This is a genomic window from Paenibacillus sp. 10L310, assembly GCF_056395745.1.
Genome location: NZ_JBFTKC010000005.1, coordinates 1 through 17274 on the forward strand (window position 1 = coordinate 1; position 17274 = coordinate 17274).

15 protein-coding genes are annotated in these 17274 nt (G+C 46.6%); 8 read left to right on the forward strand and 7 right to left on the reverse strand.

The genetic code is table 11. The features are described from left to right. Positions 1-210: 210 nt before the first annotated feature. Complete coding sequence (locus tag AC1DE7_RS13790) at positions 211-1425, reverse strand: MFS transporter (protein WP_477534739.1); 1215 nt, start codon at positions 1423-1425, stop codon at positions 211-213. A 256-nt stretch (positions 1426-1681) separates the two neighbouring features. Here AC1DE7_RS13790 and AC1DE7_RS13795 point away from each other — a divergent pair, with 256 nt between their 5' ends. The 3 genes from AC1DE7_RS13795 (at position 1682) to AC1DE7_RS13805 (ending at position 4082) form a co-directional block, all read left to right on the forward strand. After that, positions 1682-2332, forward strand: a complete 651-nt coding sequence (locus tag AC1DE7_RS13795) for a peptidylprolyl isomerase (protein ID WP_477534597.1) — start codon at positions 1682-1684, stop codon at positions 2330-2332. 483 nt (positions 2333-2815) lie between these two features. Beyond that, the gene (locus tag AC1DE7_RS13800; RefSeq protein WP_036612099.1) at positions 2816-3079 is read left to right on the forward strand and encodes a YqkE family protein; all 264 of its coding nucleotides are present in this window, start codon (positions 2816-2818) and stop codon (positions 3077-3079) included. A 208-nt stretch (positions 3080-3287) separates the two neighbouring features. Beyond that, positions 3288-4082, forward strand: a complete 795-nt coding sequence (locus AC1DE7_RS13805; protein WP_036612094.1) for an SDR family oxidoreductase — start codon at positions 3288-3290, stop codon at positions 4080-4082. Between the two features lie 137 nt (positions 4083-4219). Here AC1DE7_RS13805 and AC1DE7_RS13810 read toward each other — a convergent pair whose 3' ends face one another. Continuing rightward, a complete protein-coding gene (locus AC1DE7_RS13810) occupies positions 4220-4981 on the reverse strand; it encodes a YwaF family protein (protein WP_477534598.1) in 762 nt (253 codons plus the stop codon). 456 nt (positions 4982-5437) lie between these two features. On the opposite strand from AC1DE7_RS13810, the gene AC1DE7_RS13815 reads away from it, so the two are divergent. Beyond that, on the forward strand, positions 5438-6412 hold the full coding sequence (locus AC1DE7_RS13815; protein WP_477534599.1) for a ring-cleaving dioxygenase: 975 nt from the start codon (positions 5438-5440) through the stop codon (positions 6410-6412). A gap of 149 nt (positions 6413-6561) precedes the next feature. On the opposite strand, the gene AC1DE7_RS13820 is transcribed toward AC1DE7_RS13815, so the two are convergent. The 3 genes from AC1DE7_RS13820 to AC1DE7_RS13830 all read right to left on the reverse strand — a co-directional run bounded on the left by AC1DE7_RS13820 (position 6562) and on the right by AC1DE7_RS13830 (position 9858). Further along, the gene (locus AC1DE7_RS13820) at positions 6562-7269 is read right to left on the reverse strand and encodes a stalk domain-containing protein (RefSeq protein WP_477534600.1); all 708 of its coding nucleotides are present in this window, start codon (positions 7267-7269) and stop codon (positions 6562-6564) included. 267 nt (positions 7270-7536) lie between these two features. Next, entirely contained in the window at positions 7537-8382 is an 846-nt protein-coding gene (locus AC1DE7_RS13825) for a hypothetical protein (protein ID WP_477534601.1), read from the reverse strand. Positions 8383-8580: 198 nt separating this feature from the next. Next, a complete protein-coding gene (locus AC1DE7_RS13830; RefSeq protein WP_036612082.1) occupies positions 8581-9858 on the reverse strand; it encodes a methyl-accepting chemotaxis protein in 1278 nt (425 codons plus the stop codon). A gap of 294 nt (positions 9859-10152) precedes the next feature. Between AC1DE7_RS13830 and AC1DE7_RS13835 the strand changes: the two genes are divergently transcribed. Continuing rightward, positions 10153-11586, forward strand: a complete 1434-nt coding sequence (locus tag AC1DE7_RS13835) for an aspartate ammonia-lyase (RefSeq protein WP_036672373.1) — start codon at positions 10153-10155, stop codon at positions 11584-11586. A gap of 120 nt (positions 11587-11706) precedes the next feature. Here AC1DE7_RS13835 and rpoN read toward each other — a convergent pair whose 3' ends face one another. Both rpoN and pruA read right to left on the reverse strand, forming a co-directional pair. After that, positions 11707-13011, reverse strand: a complete 1305-nt coding sequence (rpoN, locus tag AC1DE7_RS13840) for an RNA polymerase factor sigma-54 (protein ID WP_477534602.1) — start codon at positions 13009-13011, stop codon at positions 11707-11709. Between the two features lie 129 nt (positions 13012-13140). Beyond that, entirely contained in the window at positions 13141-14688 is a 1548-nt protein-coding gene (gene pruA, locus AC1DE7_RS13845) for an L-glutamate gamma-semialdehyde dehydrogenase (RefSeq protein WP_477534603.1), read from the reverse strand. 320 nt (positions 14689-15008) lie between these two features. Between pruA and AC1DE7_RS13850 the strand changes: the two genes are divergently transcribed. The 3 genes from AC1DE7_RS13850 (at position 15009) to AC1DE7_RS13860 (ending at position 17268) form a co-directional block, all read left to right on the forward strand. Next, positions 15009-15932 (forward strand): proline dehydrogenase family protein, encoded by a 924-nt coding sequence (locus AC1DE7_RS13850; protein WP_477534604.1) that lies wholly within the window; start codon positions 15009-15011, stop codon positions 15930-15932. Positions 15933-16103: 171 nt separating this feature from the next. After that, positions 16104-16661 (forward strand): MarR family winged helix-turn-helix transcriptional regulator, encoded by a 558-nt coding sequence (locus tag AC1DE7_RS13855; RefSeq protein ID WP_047841886.1) that lies wholly within the window; start codon positions 16104-16106, stop codon positions 16659-16661. Between the two features lie 127 nt (positions 16662-16788). Then, the gene (locus AC1DE7_RS13860; protein WP_036612071.1) at positions 16789-17268 is read left to right on the forward strand and encodes a hypothetical protein; all 480 of its coding nucleotides are present in this window, start codon (positions 16789-16791) and stop codon (positions 17266-17268) included. Positions 17269-17274: the final 6 nt, after the last annotated feature.

The following is a 17274-nucleotide window of genomic DNA, read 5'->3' on the forward strand; positions in this document are numbered from 1 at the left end:
GGACTAAGGTTAAAAGATTGTTGGTTAGAAATCATCCGAGACACCACCTGAAATTAATCAATTAATTATACAGGAAAACAGATATCCCTCCTCAAAAAAATGAGAAGGGATATCTGTTTATAGGATGTTGGACTTTTTCAGTGGCCTCGTAATTTCACAGCGTCATCTTTTTTGTTACCTGTAAGTTCACTTTCTCTTTGCAATTCGGCATCAACGCTTAGCGGAAACCTTACTTGCCACGAGCAGTTTGTGATCCAATCCTGACCACTTCGCTACAATCGCAGTGATGATCAATGCCACTCCATTAATAATAAATATCCAGCGTATCGGCAGCCAGCCCCCAAGTACACCACCAATAATCGGTCCCGCCATCGTCCCGATCTGGGCAGCGGATTGATTCAGACTAAAAGCCCTGCCCCGGAAACTCGATGCGGTAGCCTGCACAATCATGGCGTTAATTGCTGGAAATACAGCCGCAAAGAATAAACCATACACAAATCGTAAAATGCCGAAAGCGATATAACCTGTTGTAAAGAACTGCAGAAGATTCCCTACAGCCCCACCAACCAGTCCAATGATCAACACTTTACCGTATCCAATCCTTGAACCAATCTTGCCCCAACGCGGCGCCATAATAACTGTTGCTACCCCCACCGCTGAGAAAATAATACCCGAGCTGAGTGAGGCACGATCCGGCTGAACGCCCATCTCCATCACATAGACCGTCAATAATGGCTCCAGAATCATGACGGAGAACGTACATATGCCCATCATGCCAAGCACCGTCATAAACAAACGATTCGCTCTTGCTTCACGAATGTCATCCATGACGTGGGAACGCGCTTTGTTCCGATTGAAGTTCTCTTCTTTTACCCAGAAGGTTGCGATGATCGCGGAGACTAACACAACAATAGCCGAAAACAAAAAAGCATTCCGGTTGCCATAATAATGACTCACCAAGCCACCAATTAACGGTCCGATAATACCACCAGTGGCTCCTGCAGTGGACATAATACCAAGTGCATAACCAGTCTTCTCTTCAGGTGTATTTGTGCCTACCAGAGCAATCGCTGCTGGAACAAACCCTGCAAGCAGACCCTGAAACAATCGAACAACAATCAGAGAATACGGGTCCTGCACGAAATAATTGATTAAATACAAGACGGCGAGGCTGTATCCCGACCGGATCAGCATGGGCTTGCGTCCGTATTTGTCAGCCAGTGATCCCCAGAACGGAGACACGAGTGCACTGGCGAGAAACGTAATGCCAAATGCCAGTCCTGACCATAACTCCAGGTGATCACGAACCCCCAAGTCAGCACTTAGAAACAGAGGCAGAAATGGAATCGAGATCGAATAGGCGGTGCTGCAAAAAAATACACCAATCCACAATATGACCAGATTGCGCTTCCACGAGAAGTTCATATACCCGCACGCCCTTTCCGTTACTGACGCCGGGACTGCCGTATATTGGAGCGGACGGAACAGACCCGTACGTCCCCGATGCGGAAGCATTTTCCTTATTTTACACCCATCATTCCATGAAGGCCATCCCTTGTTCACCACAAACACATGTATTACATTGCCATCCTGTCCACAAAAACGGTATGATAGTTGGGTAAATATCCAAATATGATTTGGAGAAAATATATAATGCAGAGATGCAAGGAGGAACGTTTTCATGTCTTTACGGTGGAAAAAAACAACCGCAGTATCGCTCGTTCTTGCGATGCTGCTTATCGTCATTAGTGGTTGCGGACGCCCTGCAACCAGTGCCGAGCAAGCGCCGGTCCCGGCCGCACCTGAAGGTCCAAACCCGATGGCTACCATTGAGATGCAGGATGGTCAAAAGATCGTTATTGAGCTCTATCCCGAGATTGCGCCCAACACGGTGTATAATTTCATCTCCCTTGCGAATAAAGGGTTCTATGACGGCCTGATCTTTCACCGGGTCATTCCGGGCTTTATGGTTCAAAGTGGTGACCCAAATGGTAACGGTTCGGGCGGCCCGGGATACACGATTAAGGGCGAATTTACATCCAACGGTCACAAAAACCACCTGAATCATACTCGCGGAGTTATTTCCATGGCACGAAAAGATGGAGATCTGGATTCCGCAGGCTCCCAATTCTTCATCATGTTAGCTGACGCGGATCATTTGGATAATGCCTATGCTACTTTTGGAAAAGTGACCGAAGGTATGGAAGTTGTGGATAACATTGCAGCTCAGGAAATAGGTGAAGGTGACAAACCCGTTACGGATCAAGTTATGAAAAAAGTTACGGTAGACACCCACGGTCTGGAGTATCCAGAACCGGTAAAAATGCCTTAATTAACATCCATGCCAAACGGATGATATTCCATGGTTATGACTTGTAAGGAACTCTAAACAAACAAAAGCTCTGTCCTGCGCGTATCTCGCAAGGCAGAGCTTTATTTATTGATTTTAATGATAGCGGTTACATATATGACTTTATAAAAAATGACCTCTTCCGGCATCATCCTCAATACATCCATCCCATCAAACGTAACCAGCCGATAATCGCAATCCATAACGGGCAGCTAAAGGCAACGCCCCATGCAAGCCCTTTCAGTAAACCACGGTTTACTTCCACGAACAACGACTCCTTTCTCCAGGGAATAGTCGCAGTATCGGTAATAGTATATGATTTTATACCCGTTTTCATTCGTCACGCAACCCTCGTTTTCCTGCTTTTGTTCCGGAGATTCATGGAATGCTTTACGGGAACCTGATATACTATGATTACTGTACGATAAATGGAACCTGATTCATGTTTGGAAAGGAGATTTTCCTATGGCAAAATCCAAAAAACGCACTCCTGCTCCCAAAGCAGCAGTAGCACAGGATAAACCCACAACACTGAAGGATCTGCTTAGCAGTGATGTGCTGGAGAAGCTGAAAGCTCAGGCGGATGAAGCCAAGGCTGCCGAAGCGGCTCTTAAAGAGCAGGAACGTCAGCAGGCAGAAGAAGCTCGCCAAGCGGAGCAGAAGCGCCGGGATAACGATTTCGAATATTTGCTCAATAACAGTGCAATGGACTGGAAGAAACATAAGTAAACCAGGGCATGACCTGAGGGTGTTTCCTACCATTCACATGGCAAAATAATATTACAGCAGACAGATCATGAAGATGATCTGCTCACAGAACAGGGCCGCATTGCGGTCCTGTTCTTTTTGATATATACACATATGATTCACGCATCTTGAGCCGGGTATGTTAGAAGTAGAGCGTACAACGATAATCTAACTCATGGAGGGATCAGAGATGACAGAACAACGTTTGGAAGGCAAAGTCGCGATTGTAACCGGAGGTGGATCCGGTATTGGTCAGGCTACTGCTATTCGATTCGCCGAGCATGGGGCCAAAGTGTACATGCTAGATCGCACACCCGAAAATGCGGAGGAAACCAAGCAGACGATTGAAAAGGCTGGTGGAGAAGCGTATGTGATCGAATGTGATATCTCCAAACCGGATAATGTGCAGAAGGCGATCAATCAGGCTGCGGCTGAAGCGGGTAAACTGGATATTATATTTGCAAATGCAGGCATTAACGGAACAATGGCCCCGATTGAAACGATGGAAATTGAGGACTGGGACCAGACGATGGAGATTAATATGCGCGGAACCTTCGCAACCGTCAAATATGCTATTCCCCATCTGAAAGAACATGGCGGCAGCATCATTATCACCAGTTCCATCAACGGTAACCGGGTCTTCTCAGGGATCGGTTTCTCTGCATACGCTTCCAGCAAAGCGGGACAAACTGCGTTTACCAAGATGGCTGCACTGGAGTTGGCTCGTTATAAGATCCGTGTTAACGCCGTCTGCCCAGGAGCCATCGATACCAACATTGATGATAACACCTACCCGTCGGATGATCTGAAAGAAGTACAGATTCCTGTTGAATTTCCTGAGGGTCACGAACATCCGCTCAAGGGCGAACCTGGAACGTCGAAGCAAGTGGCGAACCTCGTTCTGTTCCTCGCTTCCGATGAAGCCTCTCATGTTACAGGTACACGAATCTATGTGGATGGTGCGGAATCTCTGCTCCGTGGATAAACATATAAATACAAGTTGGCCCCTTTCAGGGACAACGTCAAAACATCCCGTAAGCAATCTGATCCGTTCAGATTACTGCGGGATGTTTTATATAAAGAGTTTATAATGCGGCGCAGGCGCAACTACTAGGATTATCCCTATAGCGCGGAGCTTTTACCTTTTTTCACACGATGCTTCAACCGATCTGGGATGGCAAAGAGCAAAATGTACATTAGCGAGAACAAGACTAGCGCAAGTATCTCTTCCCCAAGGATGTACATGGGATACGGACCCAACATATCAAGCACCGAGGGTGTACTCGGTTTGTGTCTCAAAAACATGTAATTCGCGTCAAGCATGACATCTACAATGTATACGATTAGTGCTGCCACATTCACAAATATCATCGAACCTGCTACAGATCTCCAGCTAGGTCGCAGCTGTTCCACCCAGGTCATGTAGAGTAAAGCCAGAATGATACAGGCATGAGCAACGAAAAATTGAATGAATCGAAAATGTGCATAACCATAACCCAAATTAGGCGTCAGGATCGCCATAAGGGCTCCAGCAATGCCTGCAAAAAGCAGTGCAGAATGTAACAGTCGACTGCGTGTCAGTAGTAGCAACGCCGATAATAGCAGAGACAGACTGCATAGTTCAAGTGGTAGTGAAGTCTGCAGGCTCCATATCCCTCCATACACATACCAGAGTTGCAGCACGATTTCGCAGGCAAACATGATGCAGGCCAGAACAATCCGCAGTATGCGGCGTGCCCTCTCTGACCATGATCGAAGATGGTGTCGAAGCAAAAACATCAGTACAATCATTGCTGTAATTACGCTAATCGAAACGATATGTGAAGTGGAGAACAGGATAAACGGCTCTGCATCATAAGGGGCCAGCCATGGTGGATACGCCATACATCTCTTCTCTCCTTTACAAGGATCTCACCAACATTATCTCTCTTTAATGTTAACTTTTTCATTTTGCCATTGAATGAAAGTACTGTCCAGTTGGAATTCTAAATAAGCATTGTAATTTAAATATCTTTATGTTAAGATAAATCCAGAAACAAAACAAACGAAAAGTTAGTAACTTTCTTAATAAAGAATAAATTAAAATAAACTCAAAAAATGTTCAACTGAACTTTTACACGATAACGGAGAGGACAGAAATAACCTGAAGAAGCAGAGCGTTCGCCTAAAAGCTTTTTGAAAGAAAGCTACATCGGAAGCATATGCTATCCCCGGATTTCCCCTTTCAAAAAGGAATCAAAAAATCTGGGGATAACAGCGATCGGAAGGTTGTTCTGTCATCGGAGTGCCAGTGTAAATAATCCTTAGTTGAACGTATAACCTAAATTAGGAGGAATTATTATGCAAATCAAAGGACTTCACCACGTATCCGCTCTTACAGCACATGCCGATCAGAACTATCGTTTCTACACCAACATCATGGGTCTGCGCCTCATCAAAAAAACGGTCAACCAGGACGACGTATCCGTCTACCATCTCTTCTATGGTGATGAGAAAGGCAATCCGGGTACCGAACTTACCTTCTTCGAGATTCCGATGGCCGGACAGACACGTGAAGGTGTGAACAGTATATCTGGCACGTCACTGCGCGTTCCAAGTGATGCAGCACTGACTTACTGGCAGCAGCGTTTTGACGAATTCGAAGTCCCACATGGAGAGATTGTTGAACGGGGTGGTCGTGCCACGCTCTCGTTCACAGACTTTGAAGGTCAACGTCTGATTCTGGTCTCGGATGAAAACAACACAGGTGTCGCTGGTGGTAAACCATGGGATCAGAGTCCTGTGCCTGCCGAGTATGGCATTGTAGGTCTTGGCCCTATCCATCTTACGGTAAAAGATGCTTCCCTTTCCGCTCCGGTTCTTACAGAATTGCTCGGTTTCAGAGCCAAAGGGAGTTACCCTGCCTTTACTCCAGGTCAACCTGATGTACTCGTTTTTGAATCCGGTGAAGGTGGCAGCGGCTCCGAAGTGCATGTTGAGGAACGGAATGACCTTGCCCAAGAGCGTCCTGGACGTGGCAGCGTACACCATGTTGCATTCCGTGTGGATAACGAAGAAGAACTGAAACAATGGGTGGAACGGGTTCGTAACTTCCAATTCCCTAACTCCGGTTTTGTAGATCGCTTCTACTTCCGCTCCCTGTATTTCCGTGAAGCAAACGGCATTCTGTTCGAACTTGCAACCGATGGTCCGGGATTTGATACAGACGAAGAATTGGAGCATCTGGGAGAGTCGCTTGCTTTGCCTCCATTCCTTGAAGGTCGCCGCGCCGAGATTGAAGCGAACCTGAAACCACTGGATACCATGATCCGCTAATATTCGTAACAAAAAGAAAATAAAAACGATGTTCACCAGGCAACTCTGAATACCGGATACGGTTCAGGAATCGCCTAGTGAATCATCGTTTTTTTATGTTTATGCTTGCCTTGCCCCTTCTGTAAGGTCGCAAACTTGCAGATTGTGTTTTACTTCGTCAGATACGATGTTGTGAGCGGTACAAACAGAGCCGAACCCGGATCTTCAGATACAATCTCTACATAGACAGCGTCTGTACCTTTAACATCCACATCTAGACTCATCATACCGCTTTCTGGAGTGATATTGAACTTTTTGAGTGTCGCGAGATCCTGATCATAGATATGAATCTCCTGTTTTCCTTTCAGTGCGGCAAGTTCCAAGTGCAGAGAAGAATACTTTTTACCCGTATTAATCTGGATATCATCCCCCTGTTTCGTAGGATCATTATGCAGATAAACATCTTTATAATCCTTGCCTTTGTAAGTAGTCTCCGCAGGATCTTTGGTATGCCATGCGGTAGATCCCAACACCGTTGTTCCAAGTGCACTCAGCGTTACTTTTCCGTTGGTTACGGGCGCAGATCCATTCGTTCCGCCAATCAGGACGGATGAAGTTGCACTGTCATAAGTGATCTCTGTCCCTAGCAAAGATCCCACAGCACGCACAGGCAAATAAGTCGTTCCGTTGTAAGTGATAGGCAACACTGTTTTACCATTGGCATCTTTGGCTGTCACCGTGGTACCATTCATTTTTAGCGTAATCTTGCTGTTCAGATAGGCTTTAATCTGTTCCAGTCCTGTTGCTGCGAGTGCACCTGTTCCGATCCCAATTGTTAATGTGCCTACCATCAAACCCAGTACAACTTTTTTCTTCATCAAAATCCCTCCTGAATGTTAAAATGATTTGTCCTTTATACATTTAAACGACTAAAGTGATAATGTCAATTGTTTCCTACGTTTTTAGTACACAGTGCCTATTTCCGGGCAACACAAAACGAGGCTGTATGTCCCCATTTTTTTCAGCCTCGCCCTGTTTCCTACTCTCCGTATACGAAGAAAGGAAATATTCTTGTCAGATGTTCACTTAACTCCACACTTGAGAACTTTCAATTCCCGATGCACTACGATATCAACAGGATGATATCAATCAAAAGATTCATAATATTCTTCTTCATACACTTCCATGCTGTACTTCAAATCTACGGCCTTCCACTCGCCATCTTGATACTCATAAGTGAATGTCAGATCACCCGCATATAAAGCCGCACCGTAAGATCCTGCTGCTGATACGACAAGTTGGCCATCCTCTACACTGTAATAGGTAACTCCACCGAATCCCAACTCTTCGTTATATACGCCGCCACTCGTATCTTCCTCGATCCGTAAAGGTTCTGTTTGAACGCCATCAACGGCGACATCAACATCCACACGGTCTGATCTAACCGTAACTTTTGACTTCACATGCTGTTTCGCAATCTCATCCAGAGATTGCATCTTCATCTCTTCCAGCGTTACCGGATTAATGATACGTGCTTGTCCCAAATAAATACCTGTTCCATGACCTTCCGTGTACAAAACGATAATTTCTTTCTGGCCGTCTCCATTCAGATCCAGCTCGTGCACTTCGGGTTTGTAAGACCCGCCTTCTCCCTGCCAATCACTAAATTCTTGCACTTTGCCGTCCACTTCCAAAATCATTCCGTTATATATATATCCTGAACCCTCAACTTTCATAGGGTATAATCTGACGTTCTCATTCTCTGGAGCTACCGAAACGTATTCCTCTTTCACGGGAATGGATTCCTGTGTTGTCTTCGCTGTGTCATGCAGTTCATCTATATTGGAAGCCTCGACCACTTCGGTCTGGCTGGATTGATCATCTATGTTAAGCTGTTTTTGCGATTCATTCATGGTTCTGGCAGCCGAAGTTGTACTAATCGTAGCTACCGCCAGAATAATCATCAGCAGGATACCTGTCCAAGTTTTCAATATACTGGGCTCCTTTATCTGTTGTGATAATCCTATTATATCTTCATTTATCGCCTGCAAGTTGCGAATTTGTTAATCTTTCATAAAATAATCTTTACATATTTTCGTTTTCACGAAAGAACGTTCGGCTTTAACCAGAATAAGCAAATTCTCATGCCAAAACTGTTCTCCAAAAACAAAAAAAATCCCGAACACAGCTTAAGGCTGCATCCGGAATGCTTTGGTTTTGTCCAATAACCGATCGGTTAATTGTCTCAGTTCTTCAGCCGAGGATGAAATCTCCTCCATGATGGCTGTCTCTTCGTGTGCGGCATCCATAATTCGTCTCGCCTCATCCGAGAACGATCCGGCTTTCCCCTGGATCTTCTTCACATGACCGTGCGTTTGCTCCACGCGACCGGTCTGTTCTGCAATCTTGGAACCGATATCATGCGCACCCTTCATAAATACTTCCACTGTTCCTGTCAGTTCATGCAATGTCTGATCCACAGAGACGGTCCGCTCCGATTCATTAACCACGAGACCATGCTGCTCATGAGACAGTTGGGCTGTCTCCCTGATCCGCTCTTGCACACGACTAATCAGCTCATTAATACGGTGTACCGATTCCTTACTTTCGTCTGCCAGCTTGCGGATCTGCTGCGCCACTACTGCAAAACCAGAACCCTCTTCGCCAGCTCGTGCAGCCTCAATGGAAGCATTCAGGGCAAGTAACCCTGTTTCCTCTGCGATGTTTTTGACAGACTGGGTAATTACCTCGATATCGGAGGCTTCCTTCTCCAGCAACAGCATAATATCGCGGGAACGATTGTGCGACTCGGCCAGCTCGTCCATCCCTTTCATCAACGATGAGAAAGTCTGTTTGGTATGATCCACCGATCGTTCCATCTGACCCGACATCTCTGTCATATCCATGGACTGGCTATGCATACGCTGGAAATCGTTCAACATCTCATCCGCAGTGATCAGAGATTGATGGGAAGTGACCTTCTGCTCTTCTACGCCTACCGCAATATGATCCACCGCATCCGACATCATCTCGATCTGTTCAGCGGCCTGGGTAATTGCTTCACTCAGAGACTGTGCGTTCTGTGAAGTCGTTCTTGTACTGTCTGCAATATCATTTACAATGCTTCGAAGGTTAGAAACCATTGCGCGAAAAGCATCATATAATACGGTAAGTTCATCCTGCGTGCGTCGCTGTGGAATTTCGGTTGTCAGATCCCCCGCTGACACCTGCTGTGCAGCCCGGGACAGATGAACGATTGGACGAGTCAGCCAACGTGAGGCAAACCATCCCAGAATCCCGTTCCAGCATACTCCCATGATCAAAATAATCGATATGTATACCCAATTCGGAATATCTAATGTAATCCAGTCTTTGACAAAAAATATAAAAAAGCCGCTAGTTCCGTAGGTAATAATCGAAATCAGTACCAGACCTGCGACAGTCTTTGCTCCTAAAGTCCATTTCATGTGTACACCCCGTAGTCCTTTTTTCCTATTTTACCAATCAAGTACCAAATTTCATGTGATATACATCACTGAAAACGTTCTATTCCCCCTCATACTTGCCGTTCATGCATGACTTCTCTACCATATAGCGCATAATGTATAAGACAAGCTTGGATATCCCTAATTTTATTTATTATCGGCACAAGAGGCCAAATGATTTAGATTGGCATCCATTTTGCTTAAATGATATACTGAGTGCGCTTCAGCAACGCTGGAGCCGAACTATTTTTATTGATGCCACTGGAGGCGAACGAGATGTCTACTATGTCCACACGGACGGAGAAAGATTTTATCGGTGAAAAAGAAATCCCGGCTTATGCTTATTACGGAATTCAGACGGTACGGGCCGTGGAAAACTTCCCGATTACCGGCGTTCCGGTACACCGGGAGCTGATCACCGCTCTGGCTGCGGTGAAGAAGGCAGCAGCGATTACCAACATGGAGTTGAAGATGCTGCCGAGCAAGATTGGCGATGTGATCGTCATGGCAGCTGAAGAAATGATGAAAGGCCATCATCTGGATCATTTTATTGTAGACTCCATTCAGGGCGGTGCAGGCACCTCCATGAATATGAATATGAATGAAATTTTGGCCAACCGCGGGCTGGAACTGTTAACCAAAAGCAAGGGAGACTACTTCCATTGCAATCCCAATAATCATGTGAACATGTCCCAGTCCACCAATGACGTGGTACCTACAGCACTGCGCATTGCGGCGTACCGACTGTCGGAGACGTTACTCGCTACCATGAAGAGACTACAGGATGCGTTCCGTAAAAAAGAAGTGGAATTTAACGATGTGGTCAAGGTTGGCCGTACCCATCTTCAGGATGCCGTACCTATTCGCCTTGGACAAGAATTCGGAGCTTATGCCCGTGTAATCGGACGGGATATTGAGCGTCTTGAATTCGCCAATCGCCGCTTGCTTACCATTAACATGGGTGCAACTGCGGTAGGTACAGGACTCAATGCCAAACCCGAATATATCGTCAAGGTTACAGAGCACCTGTCTGATGTTACCGGACTTCCACTACAAACAGCTGAGGATCTCGTGGATGCAACGCAGAACACAGATGCCTATCTGGAACTTTCAGCGGCGCTGAAGGTATGTGCGGTTAGCCTTTCCAAAATCTGTAATGATATTCGCCTGATGGCTTCAGGTCCGCGTGCAGGATTCAATGAATTGCGCCTGCCACCGCGTCAGCCAGGTTCGTCCATTATGCCGGGCAAAGTCAACCCCGTTATGGCAGAAGTCATTAACCAGGTATCCTTCCAGGTGATGGGGAACGACCATACGATCTGTATGGCGTGTGAAGCCGGTCAATTCGAGCTGAATGTCATGGGCCCAGTTATTGCGTTCAACTTGCTGCAATCGCTGAAAATTATGAATAACGGCATCGATGTTTTCACGCGTTATGCAGTTGAAGAGATGGAAGCTAACCGTGAGCGCTGCGAATTAATCATGAAGCAAAGTTTCAGTGTGGTTACGGCGTTGAACCCGCACTTAGGTTATAATGTGGCAGCTTCCATCGTGAAGGAAGCGCTCAAGACTGGACTTTCCTTGCAAGAGATTATTCTCGAACGCGGATTGCTGACACCGGAAGAACTGGAAGAGATTCTTCATCCGGAACAGATGACTACACCAGGGATTGCCGGAGAACACTTCCTGCGTAATATGGAACGTTTGTAGGTAATCAGGAAAACTAATGCAGTAACCCAAACACAAATAATTAACAAGAACCCTCGCAGACCGTTTATCCGGTTTGCGGGGGTTCTTATATTCAGAGATGATAAGAAGCCAGCTATTCGATTAAGCCCACCGTTTACGCTCAAGGGAAGGCAGAATCTGAAGTTCCTCCCTGTACTTGGCAACCGTTCTGCGGGAGATGACAATCCCCTCCTCGGCGAGCAATGTGGCCAAATGACTATCCGAGTATGGACGCTGAGCCTGTTCCGTGCGAATGATTTCTTTTAATCTACGTTTCACCGCTGATGCTGATGTTTTATCCCCTGACGTTGTACTGATTCCCGAGGTAAAAAAAGCCCTGAGTTCATATACACCATGTGGGGTCTCAATGTATTTACCGTTCACCGCACGACTTACCGTTGATTCATGCATGCCAATCTTCTCTGCAATAACAGCCAGATTAAGAGGTTTTAGCGCGGATGGGCCTTTGACCAAAAAGTGCTTCTGCTCTTCCATCACTGCCGCCAGCACACGCACTAAAGTTCTGCGCCGCAAGTGTACACTCCGAATGATAGCTCTCGCCTCTGCCACGCGGGTAGACCAGATTGTGTCCGGAGCCTCTTCCCTGATCCAGCGGAAGCACGCTTCATTCATCGATACCCGAGGATTACCTGCTGCATGCAAACTATAATGGACCTCACCGTTACGCAACCCAACAATGGCATCCGGAATAATGTAATGTGGCCGTTCTGTACATCCGATGGATCGACAGGGCTTGGGATCGAGACGTGTAATATAGTCATAGGCAATCTGAGCTTCCTGCGAAGTCATGCCTAATCGTCTCCCTGTTCTACCTGGGTGAAAAGGAACCAGTGCTTCCATTCCCGCTTCCACCATCCACTCCGCATTCAGCGCTGCTGATGGATCACGTCTAATCTGGAGCAACAGACATTCTTGCAGATTCCGCGCCCCTACACCAGCAGGGTCCAGCGAATGGAGAAGCTCCAGTCCCGCTGCAATCTTGCTCATCGGAAGCTCAAGTGTTGCTTGCACCTCTGCCAGTTCAACCGTCAGATAACCATCATCATTAACGCACCCTGCCAAATATACGGCCATATTTTCCAATTCGTCTGGAATTGTCATCACTCGAATTTGCGCAATCAGCAATTGTTCCAGAGTAGGTTCGGCACCTTTGGCCTGAAGCAGGGGATCATAGGAATCATACCTGCGCTGATCCATTCGCCGCGGAATCCGGGCGAGAGGCGCAGCTTGTTCTTCCAGTTCAAGTACTGGATTTTCCTCCGCTGTATCCAGCAAGTAACGGGTCAGATCCTGGCCAGACATGGTTAGCAAATGAAAGGATTGTTTCATCTCCGGCGTGATGGACAGCCGAATACGTTGTTCCTGTACCAACTGAACACCTAACATCCGTTACCCTCCTTATGCCTTCGGCAATAAGCATCTGTGTTTCTTATACGAACAAAAGGATTCGCAGGGATAATAGCATACTATTCAAGCAAATGTAAGAAGTTTTTAGTTGGATCATGAGTTCCTGTCTTAGTATTTCTCGGATACCAGCTTCGCCTGTGTAAACAACAGCAGATAGTCTCTTCCACCTGCCTTGGAATCCGTGCCTGACATGTTAAATCCGCCAAATGGATGTGTGCCCACCAGTGCTCCGGTACATTTCCGGTTGAAATACAGATTACCCGCAAAGTATTCGCGTCTTGCCTGTTCCAGATGTTCACGATTTCGTGAGATCACCGCGCCGGTCAGACCATAGTCTGTATTATTAGCGATATCCAAAGCGTCCTCGAAAGATTCTGCTTTGATGAACGCAAGCACAGGTCCAAAAATCTCATCCTGAGCAATTCGGGCTTTCGGGTCCACATCGGCAATTATAGTTGGTTCAATGAAATAACCTTCAACGTTCCCTGTACCGCCACCGTGCACAAGACGCCCCTCACCCTTGCCAATTTCAATATATTCCGTGATCTTTGCATATGCCTTGTCATCGATAACCGGCCCAACCTGACTGCCAACTTCAAGTGGACTGCCCATCGTCAGTTTCTGTGTCCGTTCAATCACTTTTTGCAATACTTCATCATATACATCCTTATGAATAATGGCACGGGAACACGCCGAACATTTCTGTCCTGAGAAACCAAATGCCGAAGCGGTAATGGACTCTGCCGCGAGTTCCAGATCACTGTCACTGTCTACTACGATGGAATCCTTGCCGCCCATCTCTGCAATAACCCGTTTGATCCACTTCTGACCTGGAGCTGTACGTGCTGCACGTTCATTAATTCGCAGTCCTACATCTCTGGAACCGGTGAAACTGATAAAACGGGTGAGCGCATGATCTACGAGATAATCACCCACTTCACTACCTGGTCCTGGTAAAAAGTTCACGACGCCATCCGGCAGACCAACTTCTGCGAGCAGCTCCATAAACTTCGCGGCAATCACCGGCGTTGTGCTGGCGGGCTTTAATACCACCGTGTTGCCGGATACCAGTGCAGCAGAGGTCATACCTGCCATAATCGCCAGTGGGAAGTTCCAAGGTGGAATAACAACACCAACGCCCAGCGGTATATAACTCAGTTCATTATCTTCCCCTGCAATCCGCACGAGAGGCTGCGGTTCACTCAGTCGCTGCATATCCCGAGCATAGAATTCCATAAAATCAATGGCTTCCGCTGTATCCGCATCGGCTTCAGGCCAAGTCTTGCCGGCTTCATAAACCATCCATGCGGAGAATTCATGCTTGCGACGGCGCATAATGGCAGCTGCTTTGTATAGATAACGAGCCCGTTCATTCGGGTCAGTATGTTTCCATGTGTGGAATGTCTCCGCTGCTGTCTGAATGGCCTTTTCGGCCAATTCCTGATCTGCCTGATGGATCGTTCCGACAACTTGATTCTTGGCTGCGGGGTTCACGGAAGTTAACGTGCGGCTGCTTGTTATTTTTTGCCCACCAATAATAATCGGGTATTCCTGCCCAAGTTCAGCTTCTACCTGACGAAGTGCGTCTTCAAATGCTTCCTGGTTCGCCTGGACTGCAAAGGGTGTGAATGGTTCGTTAACAAAAGGGATGTTCATCAATGATTCCTCCTTCAGGATGTGGGATTCGCTGGCTGCTCGCCTGAATTATTTTGCATGTTACTCATCACCAAATATATGTAGCAAAATCCGTGCCAACTCCGGTTGAGACTGAAATATTTTTCTCGTTAAATTTAACTAAAGAAAATTCACACGGGCCACTCCGATGATAGAATAACCTTCCGATCGCTGTTATCCCCAGATTTTTTTGATTCCTTTTTATAAAGTTAAAATTTCCATGAAAAATAGTAGACCATCGCCAAATCTGGCACGTTTCTTGCTTGAATTAAGGATGCACAATGCTGAAGGAGGAAACGAAAATGAGTGTGGGAACGGAAATATATCGCAAAACCTTATTAACCGTGGCAGGCAACAAAGCTGTAGAGAACCTGTCCATTAGATATGGTAAGAAGCTGGCAGGCAAATTTATTGCAGGAAACACCTTGGAAGAAGCTCTCGAAGAGATCCGCATACTCAATAACAAAGGCATTATGGCTACGCTCGATCATCTGGGTGAAGGCATCACCCGCCTGAGCGAAGCGGCATTGTACAGGGATGAGTATGTACGCCTGGTAGAAGGCACTGCACGTGAAGGCGTAGACTCCAACGTCTCGCTAAAACCAACCCAGATGGGCCTCGCACTTGACCCGGAAGAGGGTTATCGAAATATACGTACCGTTGCCGCACAAGCCAAATTGCATGATCTTTTTGTCCGAATTGATATGGAGGATAGTCCATTTACTCAAGCAACGCTGGATATTGTGCGAAGACTGCACTCGGAAGGACTGCATAATACAGGCACAGTATTGCAAGCCTACCTGCATCGTACCGAAGAAGATACACGTGATATGATTCGGGAAGGCATCCGGCTTCGACTGGTTAAAGGTGCTTACAAAGAACCCGGATCAGTCGCCTATCAGAATACTTCTGAAGTCATTCATCAATTCAAAACGATGATTCGTAATCACCTCGATCAGGGTGTATACACTGCGGTTGCCTCGCATGATGATCACATCATTAACTGGACGAAACAATACGCCAAGGATCGGGGAATCTCGCCGGATGCCTTTGAATTCCAGATGTTATATGGTCTGCGCATGAGCGAACAGGAACGTCTCGCCAAAGAAGGTTATCGCATTCGCTGTTACGTACCTTATGGCACCATGTGGTATCCGTACTATACCCGCCGTTTGGCCGAAAAACCGGCTAATCTCTGGATGGTCGTTAAGAATATGTTCCGATAGTTATTTTCCAGCTGGATCAATATTTATGAAAAAAGACAAAAGAAAACCATGTCGCCTCTTTCTTTCTGGGCACATGGTTTTTTCAGTACGAACACTTTACGAGAGCATCCAACTTGACGAATGGTCTAAACAAAAGTTGACAACTATATAGTTAGGCACCATACTATACGTATGGACAATCAAAACAAATCAACAACTGATATGTACCTCATCCCTTCGTTAGTACAAACGAAGCGTCAGGTTGATCGCTATCAATTAGACGTGGATGCACAAGCCGTGCTTGTCGCATCCAGACTGATGGTAGCAGGAGCCAAACTTGGGCATGCTGCGGAAATCCATTTCTCCAGATTTGGTTTATCGACAGGACGATATCGTCTGTTGGCAGATCTTGAAGATCACGAAGGAGAAGAACTGCCCTCCCAACTGGCGGAAAATCTGGGTGTAACCCGTGCTACCGTAACTGGTCTAATCGAGATTTTAGAACGCGACGGACTGGTTGCTCGTCGGACGAGTTCCGTTGATGGTCGTCAGAAGTCAGTCATTTTGACCGCCAAAGGTGCGAAGAAACTAACGGATATGGCTGCAGAACATTTTGCCAGACTGGAAGCGATGGTTGGATTACTTACGATCGAGGAAAGGAGTGTGTTTCTCAACCTGCTGGGGCGTGTAACACAAGGTATTGCTGCACTTACAGATGAGTCACACGACTTCTCCGAACCAAAATCCTAGGAGCATAACGAAGAAAGGTGAACCGGGCTAGTTCAACTAGCCCATTTTCATCGCCATATAGTTAGGCTCCTAATTACTTATAGATGAAAGCAAATCAGTGATTTCTAAACAAAAAAGGAGTAGTGATATGGTTAACCTTAATGACCCCATTCATTCCGAGGAAGCTTATCCAAACCGAGCTGCTAATCCTCCCCCAAAACCTTTTGTGCTGTGGCGTGAATTAATCCCGGCCTACTTGTCTCCTGCCATCATGGCAAGCATCGGGGGAATCGTTACCGCTGATGAAGTCCTTCAGTTACGAGCTTTAACAACGATTGGAGGGGCGTCTCTGCTTATGGCTCTATGGGCCGGACTCTGGCTTCGTAACCGTAAGAACCGCACACGGTGGGTGGCAAAAGCCCCCCGAATCATTGTCGTGGGCTGCTTGGCACTTGCAGGCGCAGGGTTTGGCTTGGTGGCGGCGTGGGGGATTTCTAATGTATTGCAGATCGTAAACCCGAGTTCTTCATGGGCTTGGTTGGATCATATTGGGTTCGATTTTCCATTGTCCGGTGCAATAGCTTGTACGATCATGACATGGCGCTGGCGAGCTTACATTATCAAATAAACAAGT

Coding starts and splice junctions, on each gene's coding strand:
- AC1DE7_RS13790 (WP_477534739.1), bottom strand. CDS start 1,425: ATGAACTTCTCGTGGAAGCGCAATCTGGTCATATTGTGGATTGGTGTA.
- AC1DE7_RS13795 (WP_477534597.1), top strand. CDS start 1,682: ATGTCTTTACGGTGGAAAAAAACAACCGCAGTATCGCTCGTTCTTGCG.
- AC1DE7_RS13800 (WP_036612099.1), top strand. CDS start 2,816: ATGGCAAAATCCAAAAAACGCACTCCTGCTCCCAAAGCAGCAGTAGCA.
- AC1DE7_RS13805 (WP_036612094.1), top strand. CDS start 3,288: ATGACAGAACAACGTTTGGAAGGCAAAGTCGCGATTGTAACCGGAGGT.
- AC1DE7_RS13810 (WP_477534598.1), bottom strand. CDS start 4,981: ATGGCGTATCCACCATGGCTGGCCCCTTATGATGCAGAGCCGTTTATC.
- AC1DE7_RS13815 (WP_477534599.1), top strand. CDS start 5,438: ATGCAAATCAAAGGACTTCACCACGTATCCGCTCTTACAGCACATGCC.
- AC1DE7_RS13820 (WP_477534600.1), bottom strand. CDS start 7,269: ATGAAGAAAAAAGTTGTACTGGGTTTGATGGTAGGCACATTAACAATT.
- AC1DE7_RS13830 (WP_036612082.1), bottom strand. CDS start 9,858: ATGAAATGGACTTTAGGAGCAAAGACTGTCGCAGGTCTGGTACTGATT.
- AC1DE7_RS13835 (WP_036672373.1), top strand. CDS start 10,153: ATGTCTACTATGTCCACACGGACGGAGAAAGATTTTATCGGTGAAAAA.
- rpoN (WP_477534602.1), bottom strand. CDS start 13,011: ATGTTAGGTGTTCAGTTGGTACAGGAACAACGTATTCGGCTGTCCATC.
- pruA (WP_477534603.1), bottom strand. CDS start 14,688: ATGAACATCCCTTTTGTTAACGAACCATTCACACCCTTTGCAGTCCAG.
- AC1DE7_RS13850 (WP_477534604.1), top strand. CDS start 15,009: ATGAGTGTGGGAACGGAAATATATCGCAAAACCTTATTAACCGTGGCA.
- AC1DE7_RS13855 (WP_047841886.1), top strand. CDS start 16,104: ATGGACAATCAAAACAAATCAACAACTGATATGTACCTCATCCCTTCG.
- AC1DE7_RS13860 (WP_036612071.1), top strand. CDS start 16,789: ATGGTTAACCTTAATGACCCCATTCATTCCGAGGAAGCTTATCCAAAC.